Source organism: Neorhizobium petrolearium, from assembly GCF_017873175.1.
GTDB lineage: Bacteria > Pseudomonadota > Alphaproteobacteria > Rhizobiales > Rhizobiaceae > Neorhizobium > Neorhizobium petrolearium.
This window is the reverse complement of the sequence record NZ_JAGGJW010000011.1, coordinates 139,788-160,670: the sequence shown is the minus strand read 5'-3', so window position 1 is coordinate 160,670 and position 20,883 is coordinate 139,788. Positions and strand designations below refer to the sequence as shown.

Sequence of the window (20,883 nt, the reverse complement as noted above, 5' to 3'; positions counted from 1 at the left end):
ATCGCATTTTTTGCGACGGGCAATATAGCCACCTCATAAGTATTTGCCACAACGGGAAGCGTAAAACCATGAGCCGTCACCTCGAAGCCACAACTGAATCCTTCCCGATCGCCGGCAAGTTCACAATCTCGCGCGGTTCCAAGACGGAAGCGGACGTCATCACCTGCATGATTCATGAAAATGGCCGTTCCGGCCGTGGAGAATGCGTGCCCTACAAGCGCTATGGCGAAACCGTGGAAGGGGTGATTGCCGACATCCGGTCCATCGCGGAGGCGATTCGCGATGGTTTGACGCGTGAAGAGTTGCAAGCGCGGATGAAGCCGGGGGCTGCCCGCAATGCGGTGGATTGCGCCCTCTGGGACCTCGAAGCCAAGCGGACCGGCCGGCGTGTCGCCGATATGATCGGCGCTTCGAATTCCAAGCCCTTCGTCACGGCCTTCACGCTTTCGCTCGGCGAACCGGAGGCCATGGCGGCCGAAGCGCGGCAAAATGCCCATCGCCCGCTCCTCAAGATCAAGCTTGGAACCGACAATGACGAAGCCCGCCTGCGCGCCGTCCGCGAGGCGGCACCCGATTCGCGTCTCATCGTCGACGCCAACGAAGGATGGACGGAAGACAACCTCGCCCATCACATGGCGATCGCCTCCGAAACCAATGTGTCGCTGATCGAGCAGCCGCTGCCGGCCGGCAGGGACGCCGCACTCACCGGCATCCGTCATCTGGTCTCGGTCTGCGCCGACGAAAGCGTACATGCAACCAAGGATTTGGCAAGCCTTCGCGACCGTTATGACGCGGTCAACATCAAGCTCGACAAGACCGGTGGTCTGACGGAAGCCCTTGCCATGAAGGAGGAAGCGCAGCGTCTCGGATTTGCGGTGATGATCGGCTGCATGGTCGGATCCTCGCTTGCCATGGCACCGGCCGTCCTGCTCGCCCAGGATGCCGATTATGCCGATCTCGACGGTCCGCTGCTCTTGGCCCGCGACCGGCCGGGCGGATTGCGCTACGAGGGCTCGCTCGTGTATCCGCCGGAAGCCAGTCTCTGGGGCTGAAGCTTCGCCGCGAGCGCGATGATCGCAAGGCCGACAAGCGCCAGGACCGACATTGCAACGTAGCTCGTCAATCCGAACTGCCGGTAGAGCATACCGGAGAGTAACGTCGAAAGTGCCAGAAACACGCCGTTATAGAAGACATAGGCGCCCTGCATCGAAGTCTCCTGGTCTTCGCGCACAGTTTCCACCAGCCTGTGCTGCAGACCGATATGCACGAAAGCGAAGGTGAAGGCGTGCGCGACCTGCAGCGCCATATAACCCCAAAAGCCCAGCGGCAACGGGAAGAGCGTCCAGCGGACAACGGCAACCGCGCAGCCGATTCGCATCAGCGACCAGGGTGAAAGGCGTCTCGCAATCCGGCCGGCCGCAAACAAGACCAATATCTCGGAAAGAACCGCCGCGCTCCACAGCACGCCGATCGAACCGCTCGAGAGCCCGATCTGCTGCCAATGGATGGTACCGAACGTATAGAACATCCCATGGCTGGCCTGAGCCACCGACGCGCCGATCATCAATACATGCAGATCGAATCGTCCGAGTGAACTCGGCTGCAGAGCCTTGTCTGTTCCGGGTCGGATTGCCGCCTGCCCGAGCCTGGGTGCTGCGAAGGCGACGGCGACCGTCAGCAGGAAACCGATCACCATGGCCGAAGGGATGGCCTGAACGCCCCAGAAGCCGCGCAACTCGCCGACCAGAAGGGTCGCGGCCACGAAACCGATGGAACCCCAGACGCGCATCGATCCGTATTGGAAACCCCAGCGGCGCACTCCGGTCACTGCGATCGATTCGACGATCGGCGGATAAGGGGCAAACACAGCCGCCTGAATCCCGATGACCAGAAGGACCGACCAGAAGTCGCGAACGAAGAACATGGCCAGGGCCGTCAACAGCGACAACGCGCCGGACCAGGCAAGAATCAAAGTCCGCTCGCTCAGGCGATCTGCGAAAACCCCCGATACCGGCGCTGCAAGCACGCGCAGGAGAAGCTGCATCGCCAATATGATGCCGATTTCGAACTCAGTGAAAGCCAGTGCGTCGAGCCAGACGGGCAGATAGGGCAAGATAATGCCATTGACCCCGAGCGGCGCTCCGTAGGCAAGGGCACAGCGCAGTTGGAATAACCGGGGCGCTGGAGGCGCCGCATGGGGAGGAATCACGACTTCACGGGCAGGTTGCTGAAACTTCCAGCTTACCTAACACAGGCGCCCTGACCTTGCCTATGGCCAGAAATAGCGGTCTGATACGATCCGCCATCTACGGCCGCTTCTCAAGCGGCCTGCATATCCTCGACCGACTGCGGCTTCGGCAGAGCCTTGACCTCGGCCGTGTTGCCGATCCTCTGCCACGAGATCATTTCGAGCGTGCCGTCGTGGTTCTCGGCAATCGCCGTGCAGCTTTCCACCCAGTCGCCGGTGTTGACGTAATGGATGCCCTCGATATCCTCCATCACCGCGTGATGGATATGGCCGCAGATGACGCCATCGACATTGTTGCGGCGGGCTTCCTCGGCCACAACACGCTGGAACTCGCCGATGAAGTTGACCGCATGCTTGACTTGCAGCTTCGCCCAGGCGGAGAAGGACCAGTAAGGCATGCCGAGGCGGCGGCGGACGGCGGCAAGCACGACGTTGATGGCGATCGCCGCGTCATAGGCCCAATCGCCGAGATAGGCGAGCAGACGGGCATTGCGCACGACCACGTCGAATTCGTCGCCGTGCAGGATCAGGTATTTCTTGCCGTCCGCCATTTCGTAGATCGCGCGTTCGGCCACTTCGATGCCGCCGAAATGCATTCCCGGAAACGAACGCAGGAACTCATCGTGGTTGCCGGGAATATAGACGATACGGGCGCCCTTTCGCGCCTTGCGCAGGAGCTTCTGCACGACGTCATTGCAGCCTTGCGGCCAGTACCAGTTGCGCTTCAGGCGCCAGCCGTCGACGATATCGCCGACCAGAAAAAGCGTATCAGCTTCATGATAGCGCAGGAAATCGAGGAGAAAATCGGTTCGGGCGGCCTTGGAACCCAGATGCACGTCCGAAATGAAAAGCGTTCTGAAATGCCTTGTATCCACTTGACCGGTCACGAAGTCGTCCTTTCGCTGCCGCCTCTCGCGATTTCCAAAACCAGACTCGTGTTTCAGGATGATGACAAAACACGGAAAAGCCGCTCCTGCGGGTAACCGAGCGTCATTCCAACTCTCCTTCCGATTTCCGCCACGACGGCAAATTAGCTGCTGTTCCGTCGGGTCGATTGATGTAAGGAGGACTCTCTCCTTTCGATCCAGCCAAGACAGAACAAGACAAGCCAGGAGGAACCATGAACGCGCAAGAAAAACCGAAATCGTCCGCCATGCCAGCCAGCGGCGATCTCGATGAACAGGCGCTGTTCTTCCACCGCTATCCCCGCCCCGGCAAACTGGAAATCCAGGCGACCAAGCCGCTCGGCAACCAGCGCGACCTGGCGCTCGCCTATTCGCCCGGGGTGGCGGCACCCTGCCTTGCGATCCGCGACAATCCCGATATGGCGGCGGATTACACCGCCCGCGCCAATCTTGTCGCCGTCATCTCCAATGGTACTGCCGTACTCGGTCTCGGCAATATCGGACCGCTCGCCTCGAAGCCGGTGATGGAAGGAAAAGCCGTTCTCTTCAAGAAATTCGCGGGCATCGACGTCTTCGACATCGAAATCGACGCGGCGAGCATCGATGCCATGGTCTCGACCGTCTCGGCGCTGGAGCCGACCTTCGGCGGTATCAACCTCGAAGACATCAAGGCGCCGGAATGTTTCGAGGTGGAGCGTCGGCTTCGCGAAAAAATGAACATTCCGGTCTTCCATGACGACCAGCACGGCACAGCGATCATCGTCGCCGCCGCGATCCTCAACGGACTGGAGCTTGCCGGCAAGAATATCGCCGACGTGAAAATCGTCACGTCGGGCGCCGGTGCCGCGGCTCTCGCCTGTCTGCATCTCCTCGTCTCGCTCGGTGCAAGGAAGGAGAATATCTGGGTCCACGATATCGAGGGCCTCGTCTATGAAGGCCGCACCGAGCTGATGGACGAATGGAAGGCGATCTATGCGCAGAAGAGCGACAAGCGCTTGCTTGCCGACAGCATCGACGATGCCGATGTCTTTCTCGGGCTTTCCGCCGCGGGCGTGCTCAAACCGGAACTGCTCGCCCGCATGGCACCGAAGCCGCTGATCATGGCGCTTGCCAATCCGACTCCGGAAATCATGCCTCAGCTTGCGCGCGCAGCCCGCCCGGACGCGATGATCTGTACCGGCCGCTCGGATTTCCCGAACCAGGTCAACAACGTGCTGTGCTTCCCCTATATCTTCCGCGGGGCGCTCGATTGCGGCGCCCGGACGATCAACGAGGATATGAAGATGGCGGCGGTCAAGGCGATCGCAGCCCTCGCGCGCGAAGAAGTCTCCGACGTTGCCGCACGCGCCTATTCCGGCGATACGCCGGTCTTCGGTCCGGATTACCTGATACCCTCGCCCTTCGATCCGCGGCTCATCCTGCGCATCGCGCCGGCCGTTGCCAAGGCTGCCGCGGAAACAGGCGTCGCGTCGAGGCCGATCCATGATTTCGATGCCTATCTCGACCAGCTCAACCGTTTCGTCTGGCGCTCCGGCTTCGTGATGAAGCCGATCTTCAACGCCGCCAAGACGGCCGAAAGGAAGCGGGTCATCTTTGCCGAAGGCGAGGACGAGCGCGTGCTGCGGGCAGCCCAGGTGCTCTTGGAGGAAAAGACGGCGACACCGATCCTGATCGGCCGCCCGTCGGTGATCGAAGCCCGGCTCAAGCGTTTCGGCATCCGGATCCGCCCGAACGTCGATTTCGCCGTGGTCAATCCGGAAGACGATCCGCGCTACCGCGATTATGTTGACGATTATTTCGCCCTGGTCGGCCGCAAGGGCATCAACCCGGAAAGCGCCCGCACCATCGTGCGCACCAACAATACGGTGATCGGTTTATTGTCGGTGAAACGCGGCGAAGCCGATGCGCTGATCTGCGGCGTCGAGGGCGGTTATGACCGGCACCTGAAGGACGTCGAGCAGATCATCGGCCGGCGCCCGGGCGTCTGCGCCTTCTCGGGGCTCAGCCTCGTGATCTCGCAGCGCGGCGCGCTCTTCCTCGCCGACACGTTCGTCAACTACAACCCGTCGGCGCAGGAGATCGCCGAGATCACCATCCTGGCGGCCGAGGAAGTCCGCCGCTTCGGCATCGTCCCGAAGGCAGCGCTGATCTGCCATTCGAACTTCGGCTCACGGGATTCCGAAAGCGCCCAGAAGATGCGCAGTGCCCTGAAGCTGGTGCGCGAACAGGCCCCTGGCCTGGAAGTGGACGGCGAAATGCAGGCCGGTTCGGCGCTTTCCGAAGCGGTGCGCAAGCGCGCTATGCCGAACAGTTCACTGACTGGCGACGCCAACCTGCTGATCTTCCCGAACCTCGACGCGGCGAACATCTCGCTCGGCGTTGTGCGGAACATGACCGACGCACTGCATGTCGGCCCGGTCCTGCTCGGCGCCGCCATGCCGGTGCATATCCTGTCGCCCTCGGTCACCTCGCGCGGCGTTGTGAACATGGCTGCGCTCGCGGTGGTGGAAGCATCGCAACCCAATCTGGATATTCAACTTTAAATTTTATATATAACCACATGATAATTAAATAATAATCAGGAGGCGGCCGATTTTATGATATTGTCAACCGGCCTGCTCCATGATGCGATCATGTGATTGGAGAGAGCCGGACAACACCGATGCGCCTTTGCGGCCTGATGATCGCCCCGCTGCTGCTTGTTCCCGTAACGGCCTCCGCGCGGGACACCGCGACCTGCGCAGCCCTTTACCGGCAGCTCAACAACGCACCGCAGATCATCGGCAACACGGCCGAGATACGGCGCTATGCGCGGGAACTCAGCGACCAGAACAGCGAAATCCGCGGGCTCAGGATCGAGATGCGTCGGGCGGGCTGCGGCACGGGCAGTGTCGTCGTCGTGGGCGGCCCGAACGGCGAAATCTGCGATCAGATGCGGCAGACGCTCGATGCCATGGAGCAAAGCCGCGACGCGCTTGTTGCGGAAAGAGACAATGCCCGGCAATTGGTTCGCTCCTCCGGCGAGCGCGGCGCGATCCTGGCTGCAATCCGCTCCAACAACTGCATTCCTTCCGATTTGGAAGAGGACCGCAAGGAGAAAATGAAGCTGCAGGGCATCGAGTTGCCGAAGGAGGAGCCCTACTCCGGCATCATCAATCTGCGTGTCAGACAGCCGCAGGCGGCTGCCGCCCAGCCGAACCTGCCGGGGCCGGAACGCCCCTACGATCCGAACAAGAAGGTACGTATGGTCGGCCCGACATTCCTGCCCGAGGAAAGTATAGACCTCGCCCATCCGAAATCCAGCGGGCCGCAGCCGCAGCAGTAGTCGTCAGCACTCGCCCCATCGATCGGTGAAAACCAGGTCTTCGAGCGGTAGCCGCTCGCGCCAGCCCTTCACCGCCAATTCCGGCTCCCGATAAAGCTGATCGACGTAGCCGACGCACAGCCAGGCGACGATCCTGATCCGTTCGGGAATGCCGAGCAGCGAGCGCAGATCCTCCTCATGAAAGATGCTCACCCAGCCGACGCCAACCCCTTCGGCGCGGGCGGCAAGCCACAGGTTCTGCACGGCGCAGACGGTCGAATAGACATCCATGCGCGGATTATGGGTACGGCCGATGACGACCGGCCCGGCGCGATCCGGATCGCAGGTCACGCAGATCGAGAGCGGCGCCTTGCGGATGCCTTCGAGCTTCAGGCTGCGGTATATGTCCCGGCGCTCCTCCGGAAACATTTCCGCCGCCTCGTCATTGGCTCTCGAAAAGGCACTCCATGCCGCCTGGCGTATCTCGGGATCCCGCACGAGGATGAAATTCCATGGCTGCATGAACCCCACCGAGGGCGCCGAATGTGCGGCGCCGAGCAGCCGCATCACCAGGTCGTCCGGAAGCGGATCCGGCAGAAACTGGTCACGCACGTCGCGACGAGTTTCGATCACGCGGTACACCGCAGCACGGTCGCTTGCCGGAAATTCGCCTGCAGATATCAAGGCATGTGCAAAAGGATCAGGTTGCATCGTCTATCCCCAACAATGCTGACGCCGCCTGCGCGAAGGCGCAGGAGCATCAAGAAACCTCGCCGCCGTCCGCGCGGCTCGATCTATCTTGCCAGGCCGGTCTTCTGACTTGGCTTCATCCGCTTCTGCCGCCGCCTTCCCGGAAATTCCAGTGGCTTTCGAATTGCGGCCAAGCATCCGCCTCACAGCGTTGGGCACGTTCCGGTTTCCCACCGGATTCCCGATTCTCCTGCGCAAGGCAGGCACCTGACGGAGGCGTTATGCCAAGCCATGATCAGCGTTTCAAGTGGAGCCGCCCGATCTTCCCGTCTCACCCGGTCAAATGATCGGTCACCTAGCGGTCCCGGAACCGGTTGGTGATCGGATAACGCCGATCGCGGCCGAAATTCTTCCTGGTGATCTTGACGCCCGGCGCCGATTGCCGCCGCTTGTATTCGGCCAGATAAAGCAGATGCTCGATGCGGTGGACGGTCGTGATGTCGTGGCCGCGCGAGACGATCTCCTCCGTGCCCATTTCCATCTCCACCAGGGATTCCAGAATGTCGTCGAGGACGGGATAAGGCGGCAGCGAATCCTGATCCGTCTGATCAGGCCTGAGTTCCGCCGATGGCGCCTTGGAGAGGATATTCTTCGGGATCACTGCGCCCGACGGTCCAAGCGCATCCGGCGGCAGATGCTGGTTGCGCCAGGCGGCAAGTGCATAAACCTGCATCTTGTAAAGATCCTTGATCGGATTGAAGCCGCCGTTCATGTCGCCGTAGAGCGTCGCGTAACCTACGGACATTTCCGACTTGTTGCCGGTCGTCACCACCATCGAGCCGAACTTGTTGGAGATCGCCATGAGAATGGTGCCACGCGCCCGGCTCTGCAGGTTTTCTTCGGTAACGCCTTCGTCCGTGCCATCGAAAAGCTCTGAGAGCGCCGACGAAAACCCCTCGACGGGCTCGGCGATCGGCACAATATCGTATCGGCAGCCGAGCGCACGCGCGCAATCGGCGGCATCCTTCAGCGACTCCTCGGACGTGTAACGGTAAGGCAGCATCACGCTGCGCACCCGCTCCGCACCCAGTGCATCGACGGCGATGGCCGCGCACAATGCCGAGTCGATGCCGCCGGACAGGCCGAGGATCACGGATTTGAAGCCGTTCTTGTTGACATAATCGCGGAAGCCGAGCAGGCAGGCGCGGTAATCCGCTTCCTCCTTTTCCGGGATGCGCGCCATTGGCCCATCTGTGCAGCGCCAGGTATCGTGGACCCTCTTCCATTCCGTCACCGTCACCGCCGGTTCGAATTGGTTCATCTGGAAGGCAAGTGTCTTGTCCGCATTGAAGGCAAAACTCGCACCGTCGAAAACCAGTTCGTCCTGGCCGCCGACTTGCGCCGCATAGATCATCGGCAGGCCGGTCTCGATGACCTGTTTCAGCACCACCTGATGGCGGATATCCACCTTGCCGCGATAATAGGGCGAGCCGTTCGGCACGAGCAGGATCTCCGCGCCGCTTTCCGACAAAGTCTCGCAGACGCCGAGCTCACCCCAGATATCCTCGCAAATCGGAACGCCGAGCCTGACGCCGCGGAAATTCACCGGCCCCGGCATTTCGCCGGCAATGAAGACACGCTTTTCATCGAACTCGCCGTAGTTCGGCAAATCTACCTTGTCGCGGATCGCTATCACCCTGCCGCCATCGAGCACGGCGATCGAATTGTGCCGGCCCTCCCTGCCCTGGCGTGGAAAGCCGATGACAACGCCCGGCCCTCCGTCGGCCGTATCGGCCGCAAGCTGCTCGACGGCATCCAGGCAGGCTTTCAAAAAGGCCGGCTTCACCACGAGGTCCTCCGGAGGATAACCGGCAATAAAGAGTTCGGTGAAGAGAACAAGGTCGGCCCCGTCGCGGGCGGCGTCCCGACGTGCTTCACGGGCGAGCGCCAGATTGCCGACGACATCGCCGACGGTCGGATTGAGCTGGGCTATGGCGATGCGGAGGGTCTGGCTGATGTCCTGGGTCATGGTCAGGATTTAGCGCCGGCCGAAGATGGCGGCAACGTGCTCCAGGGAAATTTTTATGACGTTTCAAGCAGATGTGGGTCTGCCGCCCGGATGATGGGGTACGCCATCCTCGGGAATGTCGTAAAAATCCCCCTTATCGGCGCAATAGATGTGTTCACCCATGACAAGCCCGCTCGGCTGATCGAATGCACCGGCCATGATCGAAATCTGATCCACCCCGTCGGCCTGCCAGAAAAGCGCGGATCCGCATGCGGAGCAGAAGCCGCGCCGGGCCATGTCGCTCGCGCGGTACCAGGAGAGCTTCTCTTCCCCCTGAATGCGAAGGTTCTGAAGCCGCACGGCGGTTGCGACATAGAAGAGCCCGGTCTGCCTGCGGCATTGCGAGCAATGGCAGGCCGTCACCGTCCGCAAAGGCCCCGTCGTCTCAAACCGGATGGAACCGCATAGACACCTGCCACCGTTCGTCTGCTCCATGGCAGCCTCCATTCGAATATGCCCGAATGCAATGTCGCGGGCATGACAGCGCAGGTCAAATCGATTTCGCTTATCCTTATTGTGAGCTGCAGCCATGAGATAACGAAAAAGGCCGGCATCGCTGCCGGCCCATTGTTGTCTCGACATGAAAAATGTCAGCCGTTGACGGCCATGCGCTTTTCGTCGCGGCCGCTCTTCATGCGCTCGGCGAGCAGGAAGGCCAGTTCCAGTGCTTGATCGGCGTTGAGGCGCGGATCGCAATGGGTGTGGTAGCGATCCTGCAGGTCGCCGGCCGTCACCGCGCGGGCACCGCCGGTGCACTCCGTCACGTCCTTGCCGGTCATTTCGACATGGATGCCGCCGGGATGCGTACCTTCGGCGCGGTGAATCTGGAAGAAGCTTTCCACTTCCGACAGGATGCGGTCGAAGGGCCGCGTCTTGTAGCTATTGAGCGTAATCGTATTGCCGTGCATCGGGTCGCAGGACCAGACAACCTTCTTGCCTTCGCGCTCGACGGCGCGGATCAGCTTCGGCAGGGAATCGGCGACCTTGTCGTGGCCGAAGCGGCAGATCAGCGTCAGACGGCCAGGCTCATTGGCCGGGTTCAAGGCATCGATCAGCTCGATCAGATTGTCGGCCTGCAGCGACGGGCCGCATTTCAAACCGATCGGATTCTTGATCCCGCGGAAATATTCCACATGCGCGTGGTCGAGCTGGCGGGTCCGGTCGCCGATCCACAGCATGTGGCCGGAGGTCGCGTACCAGTCGCCCGAGGTGGAGTCGACGCGGGTGAAGGCCTCTTCGTAACCGAGCAGCAGCGCTTCATGGCTGGTGAAGAAGTCGGTCTCGCGCAGGCTGGGTTGGTTTTCGGCGGTGATACCGATCGCCTTCATGAAATCCATGGTCTCGCTGATGCGGTCGGCAAGCTTGCGATAGCGCTCGCCCTGCGGGCTATCCTTCACGAAGCCCAGCATCCACTTGTGCACGTTTTCCAGGTTGGCATAGCCGCCCATTGCGAAGGCGCGCAGCAGATTGAGGGTCGCCGCCGATTGACGGTAGGCCATCATCTGGCGCTCCGGATCCGGCGTGCGGGCCGTATCGGTGAATTCCGTGCCGTTGACGATGTCGCCGCGATAGGTAAGCAGCGTCTTGCCATCCTGCGTCTCATGGGAATTGCTGCGCGGCTTTGCAAACTGGCCGGCGATACGGCCGACCTTGACCACCGGAAGCTGGGCACCATAGGTCAGCACGACGGCCATCTGCAGGAACGAACGGAAGAAGTCGCGGATATTGTCCGCGCCGTGCTCCACGAAGCTTTCGGCACAGTCGCCACCCTGCAGCAGGAAGGCATCGCCTTCCGCCACCTTGGCGAGCTGGCTCTTCAGGCGACGGGCCTCGCCAGCAAAAACGAGCGGCGGAAAGGTCGCGAGCTGAGCTTCCGTTGCCGCCAGCGCGGCCTGGTCCGGATAGTCCGGCACCTGCTGGATCGGTTTTTGCCGCCAACTGCTCGGGGTCCAATTCTGTGCCATCTCACTCACCTGTTTTCACCACGGCGATCGCCTGTCGGGCAGCCTTTCTCGAAATAGACGCGGCTTATAAACCTTAACGGAGCCCTTGCATAGCCGCCTTTCCCGCATTGATGCAGCCATGTTTCACCGTTTCCGGCGTCGCCGTCAGTATGGCTGTTCATCGCGAGCGCGTCAGATGCGCTCGCCGTTCCGGACGCGATAGCTCGGGTTGTACATGGTGACGAATTCCTCCGCCGCCGTCGGATGGACAGCCATGGTGCGGTCGAAATCGTCCTTGGTGACGCCCGCCTTCAGCGAGATGCCGAGAAGCTGCGCCATCTCGCCCGCATCGTGGCCGAGCACGTGGGCTCCCACCACCTTGCGGCTTGCCGCATCAACGACCAGCTTCATGATCATCTTTTCCGCGCGGCCCGACAGCGTCGCCTTCATCGGCCGGAATTCGGCGCGGTAGATTTCGAGCTCCGGATAGCGTTTGGCCGCCTCTTCTTCCGAGAGGCCGACCGTGCCGATCTCCGGCTGCGAGAAGACCGCGGTCGGGATCAGTTCATGATCCGGGGCCGTCGGATTGTCCTTGTAGACGGTTTCGATGAAGCACATCGCCTCATGGATCGCCACCGGCGTCAGTTGTACCCGATCGGTAACATCGCCGAGCGCATAGATATGCGGCACGCTGGTGCGAGAATATTTGTCGACGACGATCGCGCCGCGTTCGTTCACCTCGACGCCTGCCGCTTCAAGACCCAAGCCCTCTGTGTTCGGGTCACGGCCAAGCGCCAGCATGATCGTATCGACGGCGATCGTCTCGCCGCACATCGTCTTGGCGACCAGTCCGCCGGCCGGCGCCCTGGTCACTTCCTCGATCACGTCGGTCAAGATGATGCGGATGCCCTTCTCCACCATCGCCTTGTGCAGGCCCTGGCGCATGTCGTGGTCAAAGCGCGAGAGAATTTCCTTGCCGCGGTAGATCAGCGTCGTATCGACGCCAAGGCCGTGGAAGATGTTGGCGAATTCGACCGCGATATAGCCGCCGCCTGCGATCAGGATCGAACGCGGCAATTCCGGCAAGTGGAAAGCTTCGTTGGAGGAAATGCAGAGTTCGTGACCCGGCAGTGCCACATGAGGGTTAGGAGCGCCGCCGGTCGCGATGACGATCTTCTCCGCCGTCACGGTCTTGCCGGTTTTCGTGAGCCGGATCGTATGGGCGTCGACCAGTTCGGCGCGGGTTTCGAGGATTTCGGCGCCGTTGTTCTCCAGACCCTTCCGGTAGAGACCTTCGAGACGGGCGATCTCCTTGTCCTTGGCTGCGATCAGCTTCTTCCAGTCGAACGTACTTTCACCGACCTGCCAGCCATAACCTGCGGCATCGTCGAAATGCTCGGCGTATTGGGAGGCATAGACGAACAGTTTCTTCGGCACACAGCCGCGGATCACGCAAGTTCCGCCGAAACGGTATTCCTCGGCGATCGCCACCCGTTTGCCGAGAGAGGCGGCGACACGGCCCGCCCTCACCCCACCGGATCCGCCACCAATCACGAAGAGATCATAGTCATAGGCGGCCATCAAAATTCTCCTTCAGGCAGGCGGCGGGATGTGGCCCTCATATAGTGTTTCGAGCCGGCAAAGGAAAAGCCCGGATCGCTCCGGGCTTTCACAAAATTATTGGTCTGTATCGCGATCAGGGTTTCGGCGCGGGGGTCGGCGCCGGCTTGGCTGCAGGAGCAGCAGGCTTGGCCGGCGCGGGTATCGGCGTCGCAGCCTGGACGTCCGCCGGCGCGGGATCGACGACGGGCGCCGGAATCTGAGCCGCATCAATGATGCCGCGCAGTTTTGTGGTACTCTGGTTGGTGAGGTCGCGGGAAATGCCGTTCGCCCAGATTTCGGCGGCCTTGACCAGTTCGCGCGTCACGAGCGGCTGGGTATTGAGCAGCTTCTTGCCCGTGTCGGTGTTGAAGAAGGTCGAGATTGCCTTCAGTTCGTCGGTCGAAAAACTCTTGGCATAGATGGTCGCAGCCTCCTTCTCGAGATCGGCGCGGCGCGGCGCAAGCGCGAGGGCCTGCTCGTCGACCACATTCGAGATCTGCTCCTGGAAATTCGGAGAGGCCTGGATGAACTGTGCCTTCAGGCGTTCCGCCAGATTGGGCAGAATATTATCGTAACGGTCCGTGACGTTCAGCGAAGCAATCGCTTCCCGTGCGGCAGCAAGCTGGGCTTCCGACACCTCCTGCGCGCGAGCCGATACAGTGAGGGCGCCGGAGACGAGAATCGCCAGGGCGGCGGCACGGCCGAGAACCGCGAATCTGATCATGAGTAGATTGCTCCTAAGTTACGTCTTCGCCTGAAGCGTCCGCGCTCCCGCCTTGCCGGCGATGATCGCAAGGGACGCCATATGGATGAACAGCCCGTGTTCCACGACACCGGGAATGGAATTGAGTTCCGCAGAGAGAGCCTCTGCATCAGGAATGCGGCCAAAAGATGCGTCGAAAATATGGTGGCCGCCGTCCGTCATGAAGATATCGCTGCCGGATTTGCGCAGCTTCAATTCACCGCTCAAGCCCAGCTTTGCCGCAGCCCTCTCGATCGCGATGCGGGTCGCCGCCTCGCCGAAAGGATTGACCTCGATCGGCAATGGGAAGGCACCCAGTACGCCAACAAGCTTGCTTTCGTCGGCAATCACGATCATGCGGCTCGAAGCGGCCGCGACGATCTTCTCGCGCAAAAGCGCGCCACCACCGCCCTTGATCAGGGTCAGATCGGCATCGACTTCGTCGGCGCCATCGACCGTCAGGTCGAGTTCGGGAAGTTCATCGAGCGATTTCAGCGGAACGCCGAGTTCGACGCAAAGTCTGGCCGTCCGCTCGGATGTCGGGACCCCCTCGACCTTTAGGCCCCCATGAACCTTTTCAGCCAGGAGCCTGACGAATTCCTCAGCCGTCGAACCGGTGCCAATGCCGAGCCGCATGCCGTCCTCGACATATGCCAATGCAGCCTTAGCCGCCTCGACTTTCATTTCCCGGGCGTCCATCCGCCAAAAGCTCCCGCTGTTTCGCCGAACCGCTGTTTACACGCCTCCTCCCGCAAACGAAAGTCCCCCAGCCTGTGTTTTAAGCCGGGTTTTGCCAAGGGCGCGAATCTCGCATATTTGCATTTCGCGGCTACATTCCTTAAGCCGGAAGATATCCCGAAGAGCCCAGCGAGGTTTCATTGACCGCTCCCCTCGTCATTTTCGATCTCGATGGTACGTTGATCGATACCGCACCGGACCTCATCGACAGCCTCAACCATACGATCGCGGCAGCCGATCTTGCTCCCGTCACATTCGATGATCTGACCCATCTCGTGGGCCAAGGTGTGCGTGTGATGATCCGCCGCGCTTTCGAACTGAAGAAAACGCCGCTGGATGAGCGGACAGCCGACCGGTTGTTCGACCGGTTCATCGAGCATTACGAGGAGCATATGCCGGGCAAGAGCCGCCCATACACCGGTGTCGTCGAATGCCTCGACCGGCTGTCGTCAGCCGGCATGCGGCTTGCGGTCTGTACGAACAAGGCCGGCCAACTCGCCTTTCCGCTCATTGAGAAACTCGGCCTTGCCGATCGGTTTGTGACCATGACATGCGGGGATACCTTCTCCGTCCGCAAGCCAGACGCCCGCCACATCCTGGGCACGATCGAACAGGCCGGCGGCGACGCCTCGCGGAGCGTGATGATCGGCGACAGCGTCAACGACATTCTCGCCGCCCGGAACGCCGGCATCCCGTCAGTCGCGGTCAGCTTCGGTTATTCGGATGTCGAAGTCTCGACGCTCGATCCGGACCGTGTGATCAGCAATTATAGCCAGTTGACCGAGGAACTGGTGCTGGCGCTGATCGGTCTCGATGCGCGGCAGGTTATGGCCGCCAAATAAAAGGGCGGCGCCGGGCCACCCTTTTCTTCGATTTCCTTCTATCCCCAAGCCCGTCTCAGCTATGGGCCGCGCGAGCCTTGGTCGTTGCCTCGAACGCCTTCATCACCGCAGCATCGCGGCCGTAGACGTCGTCAAAATATTCCACCTTGCCGTCCTTGTTCGGCCAGGCCGTGAAATAGGAGACGTAGACGGGAATCCTCACCGGCACCTTGGCGGCCACGTTCTGGCCGGCGGCGATACGCGCGTTGATGTCCTCGACCGTCGTGCCCATTACGGCGGCCGCCATCTTGCGCGGCTCGGCAAGACGCACGCAACCGTGGCTCAGCGCACGCATGTCGCGCTGGAAGAAGCTTTTCGACGGCGTGTCATGCATGTAGATCGCATGGGAGTTCGGGAAAAGGATCTTCAGGTCGCCAAGCGCATTGTCGCTCGATGGCGGCTGGCGGACGGAGATGTTCTGCGTCGAGCCGTACCAATTGACGCTGCTCGACGAAACGGCCCGACCATTGACCGATACCTCGTAACCCAACCGGTCGAGATAGCTCGGGTCCTGGCGCAGGTGCGGCAGCATCTCGTTGATGATGATCGACTGCGGCACGCCCCAGTAGGGATTGAATTCCACCGTCTCGATCTGATCCTGGAAGAAATAGGTCTGGTTCGACTTGGAGCCGACGACCACCCGCATGGAAAACTGCTCGACACCATGGTCATGATAGTAGACCCTGAAGGCCGGCTGGTTGATGAAGACGTAACGCTGGCCGAGATCGTCGGGCAGCCAGCGGGCCTGCTCCATGGCGACGACGACCTTCTCGATCTTGTCCTCGGATGTGTGGCCGACCAGTTTGCGAACCGTGGCAGCGCCGATCACGCCGTCCGGCTTAAGCCCAGCCTCTGACTGGAAGGATTTCACGAGCTCGACGAGGTCCGGCGTATAGTCCGGTGTCTGCTGATATGCGGCGAACGTGGCCGCATGCGTGGTCCTCAGCTCTTCCGAACCGAAGTGCTCGATCGCTGCGACGACATTGGCCATATCGGGGTTGCTGCTGCCCGGCTTCAGCAGAAGATTGTCCGGTAACGACACCTGCATGCCGTCACTGGCGGCCTCGGCGCGCAGCTTCGCGAGTTCTGCCTTCAACGTCTGGAAATGCGCACTTTGCGGCGTCAGTCCCTCAAGATAGGCAGCGGCATCCGGCCCGCTCTTGGCAAAAGGCAGAACCAGCGAAAGCTTGACGTCCTTGCGCTTGAAATCGTGATAGCCCGACACCCTGTTCGGATCGATGCGGCCGCGGATCATGTCCTGAGCGAATATCAGCACCTTTTCGGACAATGCGAGCTCGAACTGCATCAGAGCCCGGTCATGCGTATCCGAGGGGGAAGCTGACACAGCCGTCACAGAAGCATCCGTTGCGACAGCCGGATCTGCGGGCGCCTCAACGCTGGCGGTCGTCAGAGCCGGAACCGGCAGCAGATAGTCGGCAGGCTCAAGACCATATTCCCCGGCCCGCTCGAAAAGCGCCAGCACGCCCTTCGCCTTTTCATTGGCATCGCTGTCGGAAACCCAGATCGGCTTCGCATCCTTACCGTAGAAGGCTTCGAGAGCGGCGGCGATTTCGGCCGGCGCCGATACCTTCGCCTCGGCCAGGAACCGCGTGCCGTCGGTTGCTGAAGCCGCGGCAAAACCGGCGGTCTTTACCGCACGCTCGGCATCAGACTTATAGGTGTAGTAACGCGGGCCGGAGACCTTTGGCAGCGGCTCGGGGTCGGCGAGCGCCCGTTCGCTCGGCATGCCGGAACGCCCGGTCGCAACGCCCGGAAGCCCGTTGTCGGCCTGCCTGTTCCTGTTGGCGCCGGGGCCACCACGGAGGATATCGAGCAGCGTTATGGCATGGGCAGGAGCTGCAGCTCCCGCAAAAACCGAAATGCCCGACACGAGCGCCAGCGCGATCGAAGTTTTCTTGTGTTTGTGCTGCAAAGTCGTCCCCGTCACCTGCTTCCGCGTATGATCCGCGGGCTCGAAATATATCACGCCATCTAACCGATCGCGTAAGGGATGGAAAGAAACGCCCAACTGTCCCGACAGGTTCGCACCCGCCGGAGAAAAGCGTCAAAGCGCGGGCAGAAGGTTAAGAAAATATTCGTTAAATTTTTACTGACGCCAGGCGGGTGTTGGAGAAGAAGGACGCAGAACCGGTGAAACAATTCTCCGGCCCGTGTCATAAAAGGCACGCCAAAAGTCGCACCGAAAGCGGGGCATGCCGTCTTGCGGACGCATAACAATCGTATAGTAATGCCGCCGGCCGGCGTTCACGCGGTAACGCGTTGTTGATCATCCCGACCGGCAGCGAGCAAGAACAGACAGAGGCAGCGAAGATGGCATCGACCCGCACCGAAACCGATACGTTTGGCCCGATCGAAGTGGCAAGCGACCGTTATTGGGGCGCTCAGGCGCAACGCTCGCTCGGCAATTTCAAAATCGGCTGGGAAAAGCAGCCGCTTGCGGTCGTCCGTGCTCTCGGCATCGTCAAGCAGGCCGCGGCCCGTGCCAATATGGCACTCGGCGGCCTCGACCCAGCTCTCGGCAAAGTGATCGTCGAGGCGGCGCAGGAGGTCATCGACGGCAAGCTCAACGACCATTTCCCGCTCGTCGTCTGGCAGACCGGTTCCGGCACGCAGTCGAACATGAACGCCAACGAAGTGATCTCCAACCGCGCGATCGAAATGCTCGGCGGCGTCATGGGCTCCAAGAAGCCGGTGCATCCGAATGATCATGTCAACATGAGCCAGTCGTCGAACGATACCTATCCGACGGCCATGCACATCGCCTGTGCCGAACAGATCGTCCGCCATCTCGTTCCGTCGCTCAAGCACCTCCACGCAGCCCTCGACGTGAAGGTCAAGGCCTTCGCTCATATCATCAAGATCGGCCGCACCCACACGCAGGACGCCACGCCGCTTACCCTCGGCCAGGAATTCTCCGGCTACGCAGCGCAGGTTGCCTCGGCGATCAAGCGCATCGAACTCACGCTTCCCGGCCTCTATGAACTTGCCCAGGGCGGCACGGCGGTCGGCACGGGCCTCAATGCCCCGGTCGGCTTTGCCGAGAAGGTCGCGGAGGAGATCGCCAAGATCACCGGCCTGCCCTTCGTGACGGCGCCGAACAAGTTCGAGGCGCTGGCCGCCCACGATGCGATGGTTTTCGCCCATGGCGCGATCAATGCGGCTGCCGCCGCCCTCTTCAAGATCGCCAACGACATCCGCTTCCTCGGCTCCGGTCCGCGTGCAGGCCTGGGTGAACTCGCTCTGCCGGAGAACGAACCAGGCTCGTCGATCATGCCGGGCAAGGTCAATCCGACGCAGTCGGAAGCCATGACGCAGGTCTGCGCCCATATCTTCGGCAACCAGGCCGCGATCACCTTCGCCGGCAGCCAGGGCCATTTCGAGCTCAACGTCTACAATCCAATGATGGCCTACAACTTCCTGCAGTCGGTTCAGCTCCTCGGCGATGCCGCGGTCTCCTTCACCGACAATTGCGTGGTCGGCATCGAGGCCCGCGAAGACAATATAAAGCGCGGCGTCGAGAACTCGCTGATGCTGGTTACCGCGCTCAACACCAGGCTCGGCTACGACATCTGCGCCAAGATCGCCAAGACCGCCCACAAGAACGGCACGACGCTGCGCGAGGAAGCGGTCGGCGGCGGATATCTGACGAACGAGGAATTCGACCAGTATGTCCGTCCGGAGAACATGATCGGCCCGAAATAGACAGCTTAGGCCAGCAGAAGAACAACAAGGCCCTGCCCTTCAAACGGCAGGGCCTTGTTGTTACAAATATAGATCAAGAGCGATAATTTATGACAATGTATCGCATTTAATGACGCGAACCACTGTCCCGAATTGGTACTGTAAAAACCCTTTGTTTCTAGGGGAAATAAGGTATTCCTGAAATGCAAAATGATTTTAAGAACAAGCTCTTCGGTGTTTACCCTTAATTCTTTTCCAATATCTTTCACATACTAATTCCGCTAAGTATATATACGGACGGGATTGAGTGGGGATCGTCGATGACGACGGCAATGGCGCCGAAGGCGCAATCTAGCGATCTGATCGGTCAGATCATCTATGCTGTGCGGTCGATGGGCGTCGCGCCGATCCCACGCAACTACCAACTCTTCTACGAAGCCTATATCGGCTCCAATCCTGACTTGACCCGGGAACTTGCCGCGCTCGGAAACCGGGCAACCCAGGAGGAGCTGGACGAGCTATCCCATCGCCATCTCGGAACAGGTCAGGCTGTCGTCATCGAGAATGCACATGCCAAGCTCGTGGGTGAGCTCGACTCGCTTCTGAAGCTTCTGCGCCAGGAGCAAAGTTCGCTGGAGAGCTACAGCAAGCTGCTGGGCGAAACCGCCCAGCGGATCAGTTCCAAAAGCAATTTCTCGGTCGATCTCCTGAGCAGCGCCATCTCACTTCTCAGCGAAGCGACGGGCACGACGATTGCCCATGGTGAAATGACCGCCGGGGGCGTCGTGCAGCGTTCGCAGGAGATGGATCAGGTCCGCCGTGAGCTTGATGAGTACAAGCGTATCGCCAACACCGATTCGCTGACGCGCATTGCCAATCGCCGGGCCTTCGACGAACGGCTTGCCGGGGTCTACAATCATCCTGTTGTGCTGCCGCTCACCGCGCTGGTGCTCGCCGATATCGACAATTTCAAGAAGATCAACGACAGCTTCGGCCATCCGGTCGGCGACAAGATTCTCGCCACCGTCGCCTCGGTGATCCGCTCGAACGTCCGCAAGGATGTCTTCGTCGCCCGCTCCGGCGGCGAGGAATTCGCCATGATCGTCGAGGGCAACACACCGGATGAGGTCATGATCATCTGCGAGCGGATCCGGCGGGCGCTTGAAACCCGCACCTTCCGCAATTCGCGTTCCGGCGTCGATTACGGCCCGATCACCATTTCGCTCGGTTTTGCAATGGGCTCGCAGGCCGATGACCCGGGCGTGCTCTATGCCAATGCCGATACCGCCCTCTATCATGCCAAGAATACCGGCCGTAACCGCGCGATCTTCTTCGAGGAGGGCATGAAGAAGGATTATGTCGGCAAGGGCTGGCTGATCTACAAGAATTGAAATCTTCAGGAACGCCGGCTCGATCCGAACCAACTCACCACATGGTCTTGGCAGCGCGAGCCGGCCATTCACGGTCGTAGGCTTCCTTGTCGAAATCGGCCTTGGCGGCTTGCAGAAGCGTGCCGGGCGTCGGCAGGCTCTTCGGATCGACGAAACGTTCGGGATTCCAGAGTTCGGCGCGTATCAGCGCCCGGGCGCACTGGAAATAGACCTCGTTGACGGTGATGACCGTGACGCTGCGCGGATGTCTGCCGTCCATCTCGAAGCTGTTGAGCAGTGCCGGCTCCACCGACACCACGGCATGGCCGTTGATGCGCATCGCCGTGTTCGAGCCGGGGACCAGGAACATCAATGCCACACGCGGATCGCGGACGATGTTGATAAGCGAATCGATGCGGTTATTGCCGCGCCAGTCGGGCAGAAGCAGCGTCGCCTCGTCCTGAACACGCACCGCGCCACCCAGGTCACCGCGCGGTGAACAATCGAGCCCCTCCGGCCCGACGGTCGCGAGCGCCAGGAAAGGCGAGGCCTCGATCATCCGGCGGTATTCCGGCGTCAGGACCTTGGTCACCTTGACGAGCGAAGCCTCCGACACGCCGTCGTAGATTGCCTTCAATTCCTCGACGGATGTGATGATGGTCATGCTTCGCCCCTTTGCATCGTCGGCCC

Annotated in this window: 17 protein-coding genes and 1 riboswitch; of the genes, 6 read left to right on the top strand and 11 right to left on the bottom strand. The window is 60.9% G+C overall.

Going from position 1 to position 20,883, the window contains the following annotated elements; all coding sequences use genetic code 11:
* Nucleotides 1-68: 68 nt before the first annotated feature.
* On the top strand, nt 69-1,052 hold the full coding sequence (gene dgcA, locus J2046_RS21290) for an N-acetyl-D-Glu racemase DgcA (RefSeq protein ID WP_210055352.1): 984 nt from the start codon (nt 69-71) through the stop codon (nt 1,050-1,052).
* Here dgcA and J2046_RS21285 read toward each other — a convergent pair.
* Both J2046_RS21285 and J2046_RS21280 read right to left on the bottom strand, forming a co-directional pair.
* A complete protein-coding gene (locus tag J2046_RS21285; RefSeq protein WP_411828533.1) occupies nt 1,004-2,113 on the bottom strand; it encodes an MFS transporter in 1,110 nt (369 codons plus the stop codon). The two genes, dgcA and J2046_RS21285, sit on opposite strands and share 49 nt — an antisense overlap.
* 206 nt (nt 2,114-2,319) lie before the next feature.
* Nucleotides 2,320-3,135: a UDP-2,3-diacylglucosamine diphosphatase gene (locus tag J2046_RS21280; RefSeq protein ID WP_210055348.1), complete on the bottom strand. Its 816-nt coding sequence runs from the start codon at nt 3,133-3,135 to the stop codon at nt 2,320-2,322.
* Between the two features lie 233 nt (nt 3,136-3,368).
* On the opposite strand from J2046_RS21280, the gene J2046_RS21275 reads away from it, so the two are divergent.
* Nucleotides 3,369-5,696: an NADP-dependent malic enzyme gene (locus tag J2046_RS21275; protein WP_210055346.1), complete on the top strand. Its 2,328-nt coding sequence runs from the start codon at nt 3,369-3,371 to the stop codon at nt 5,694-5,696.
* A 119-nt stretch (nt 5,697-5,815) separates the two neighbouring features.
* Complete coding sequence (locus J2046_RS21270; protein ID WP_210055344.1) at nt 5,816-6,478, top strand: hypothetical protein; 663 nt, start codon at nt 5,816-5,818, stop codon at nt 6,476-6,478.
* Nucleotides 6,479-6,481: 3 nt separating this feature from the next.
* On the opposite strand, the gene bluB is transcribed toward J2046_RS21270, so the two are convergent.
* From bluB to rpiA, 7 genes are all read right to left on the bottom strand, one after another.
* Nucleotides 6,482-7,168: a 5,6-dimethylbenzimidazole synthase gene (gene bluB, locus J2046_RS21265; protein ID WP_210055342.1), complete on the bottom strand. Its 687-nt coding sequence runs from the start codon at nt 7,166-7,168 to the stop codon at nt 6,482-6,484.
* Nucleotides 7,169-7,245: 77 nt separating this feature from the next.
* Nucleotides 7,246-7,433, bottom strand: a riboswitch (cobalamin riboswitch).
* Nucleotides 7,434-7,502: 69 nt separating this feature from the next.
* Nucleotides 7,503-9,176, bottom strand: a complete 1,674-nt coding sequence (locus J2046_RS21260; protein ID WP_210055340.1) for an NAD+ synthase — start codon at nt 9,174-9,176, stop codon at nt 7,503-7,505.
* Nucleotides 9,177-9,239: 63 nt separating this feature from the next.
* A complete protein-coding gene (locus tag J2046_RS21255) occupies nt 9,240-9,650 on the bottom strand; it encodes a GFA family protein (protein ID WP_210055338.1) in 411 nt (136 codons plus the stop codon).
* Nucleotides 9,651-9,805: 155 nt separating this feature from the next.
* On the bottom strand, nt 9,806-11,179 hold the full coding sequence (locus J2046_RS21250; protein WP_210055336.1) for a class II 3-deoxy-7-phosphoheptulonate synthase: 1,374 nt from the start codon (nt 11,177-11,179) through the stop codon (nt 9,806-9,808).
* A 171-nt stretch (nt 11,180-11,350) separates the two neighbouring features.
* The gene (gene gor, locus J2046_RS21245) at nt 11,351-12,739 is read right to left on the bottom strand and encodes a glutathione-disulfide reductase (RefSeq protein ID WP_210055334.1); all 1,389 of its coding nucleotides are present in this window, start codon (nt 12,737-12,739) and stop codon (nt 11,351-11,353) included.
* Between the two features lie 115 nt (nt 12,740-12,854).
* Entirely contained in the window at nt 12,855-13,484 is a 630-nt protein-coding gene (locus tag J2046_RS21240; protein ID WP_210055332.1) for a DUF2059 domain-containing protein, read from the bottom strand.
* An 18-nt stretch (nt 13,485-13,502) separates the two neighbouring features.
* On the bottom strand, nt 13,503-14,201 hold the full coding sequence (gene rpiA, locus J2046_RS21235; RefSeq protein ID WP_210055329.1) for a ribose-5-phosphate isomerase RpiA: 699 nt from the start codon (nt 14,199-14,201) through the stop codon (nt 13,503-13,505).
* 179 nt (nt 14,202-14,380) lie between these two features.
* Here rpiA and J2046_RS21230 point away from each other — a divergent pair, with 179 nt between their 5' ends.
* Nucleotides 14,381-15,082, top strand: coding sequence for an HAD family hydrolase (locus J2046_RS21230; protein ID WP_210055327.1), 702 nt, complete (start codon nt 14,381-14,383; stop codon nt 15,080-15,082).
* 55 nt (nt 15,083-15,137) lie between these two features.
* On the opposite strand, the gene J2046_RS21225 is transcribed toward J2046_RS21230, so the two are convergent.
* Nucleotides 15,138-17,054 (bottom strand): L,D-transpeptidase family protein, encoded by a 1,917-nt coding sequence (locus tag J2046_RS21225; protein ID WP_210055325.1) that lies wholly within the window; start codon nt 17,052-17,054, stop codon nt 15,138-15,140.
* A gap of 398 nt (nt 17,055-17,452) precedes the next feature.
* On the opposite strand from J2046_RS21225, the gene fumC reads away from it, so the two are divergent.
* Together fumC and J2046_RS21215 are read left to right on the top strand one after the other, a co-directional pair.
* Entirely contained in the window at nt 17,453-18,844 is a 1,392-nt protein-coding gene (gene fumC / locus J2046_RS21220) for a class II fumarate hydratase (RefSeq protein ID WP_210055323.1), read from the top strand.
* Between the two features lie 299 nt (nt 18,845-19,143).
* The gene (locus J2046_RS21215) at nt 19,144-20,214 is read left to right on the top strand and encodes a GGDEF domain-containing protein (RefSeq protein ID WP_210055321.1); all 1,071 of its coding nucleotides are present in this window, start codon (nt 19,144-19,146) and stop codon (nt 20,212-20,214) included.
* A gap of 34 nt (nt 20,215-20,248) precedes the next feature.
* Here J2046_RS21215 and J2046_RS21210 read toward each other — a convergent pair whose 3' ends face one another.
* Nucleotides 20,249-20,857: a pyridoxamine 5'-phosphate oxidase family protein gene (locus J2046_RS21210; RefSeq protein WP_210055319.1), complete on the bottom strand. Its 609-nt coding sequence runs from the start codon at nt 20,855-20,857 to the stop codon at nt 20,249-20,251.
* Nucleotides 20,858-20,883 lie beyond the last annotated feature (26 nt).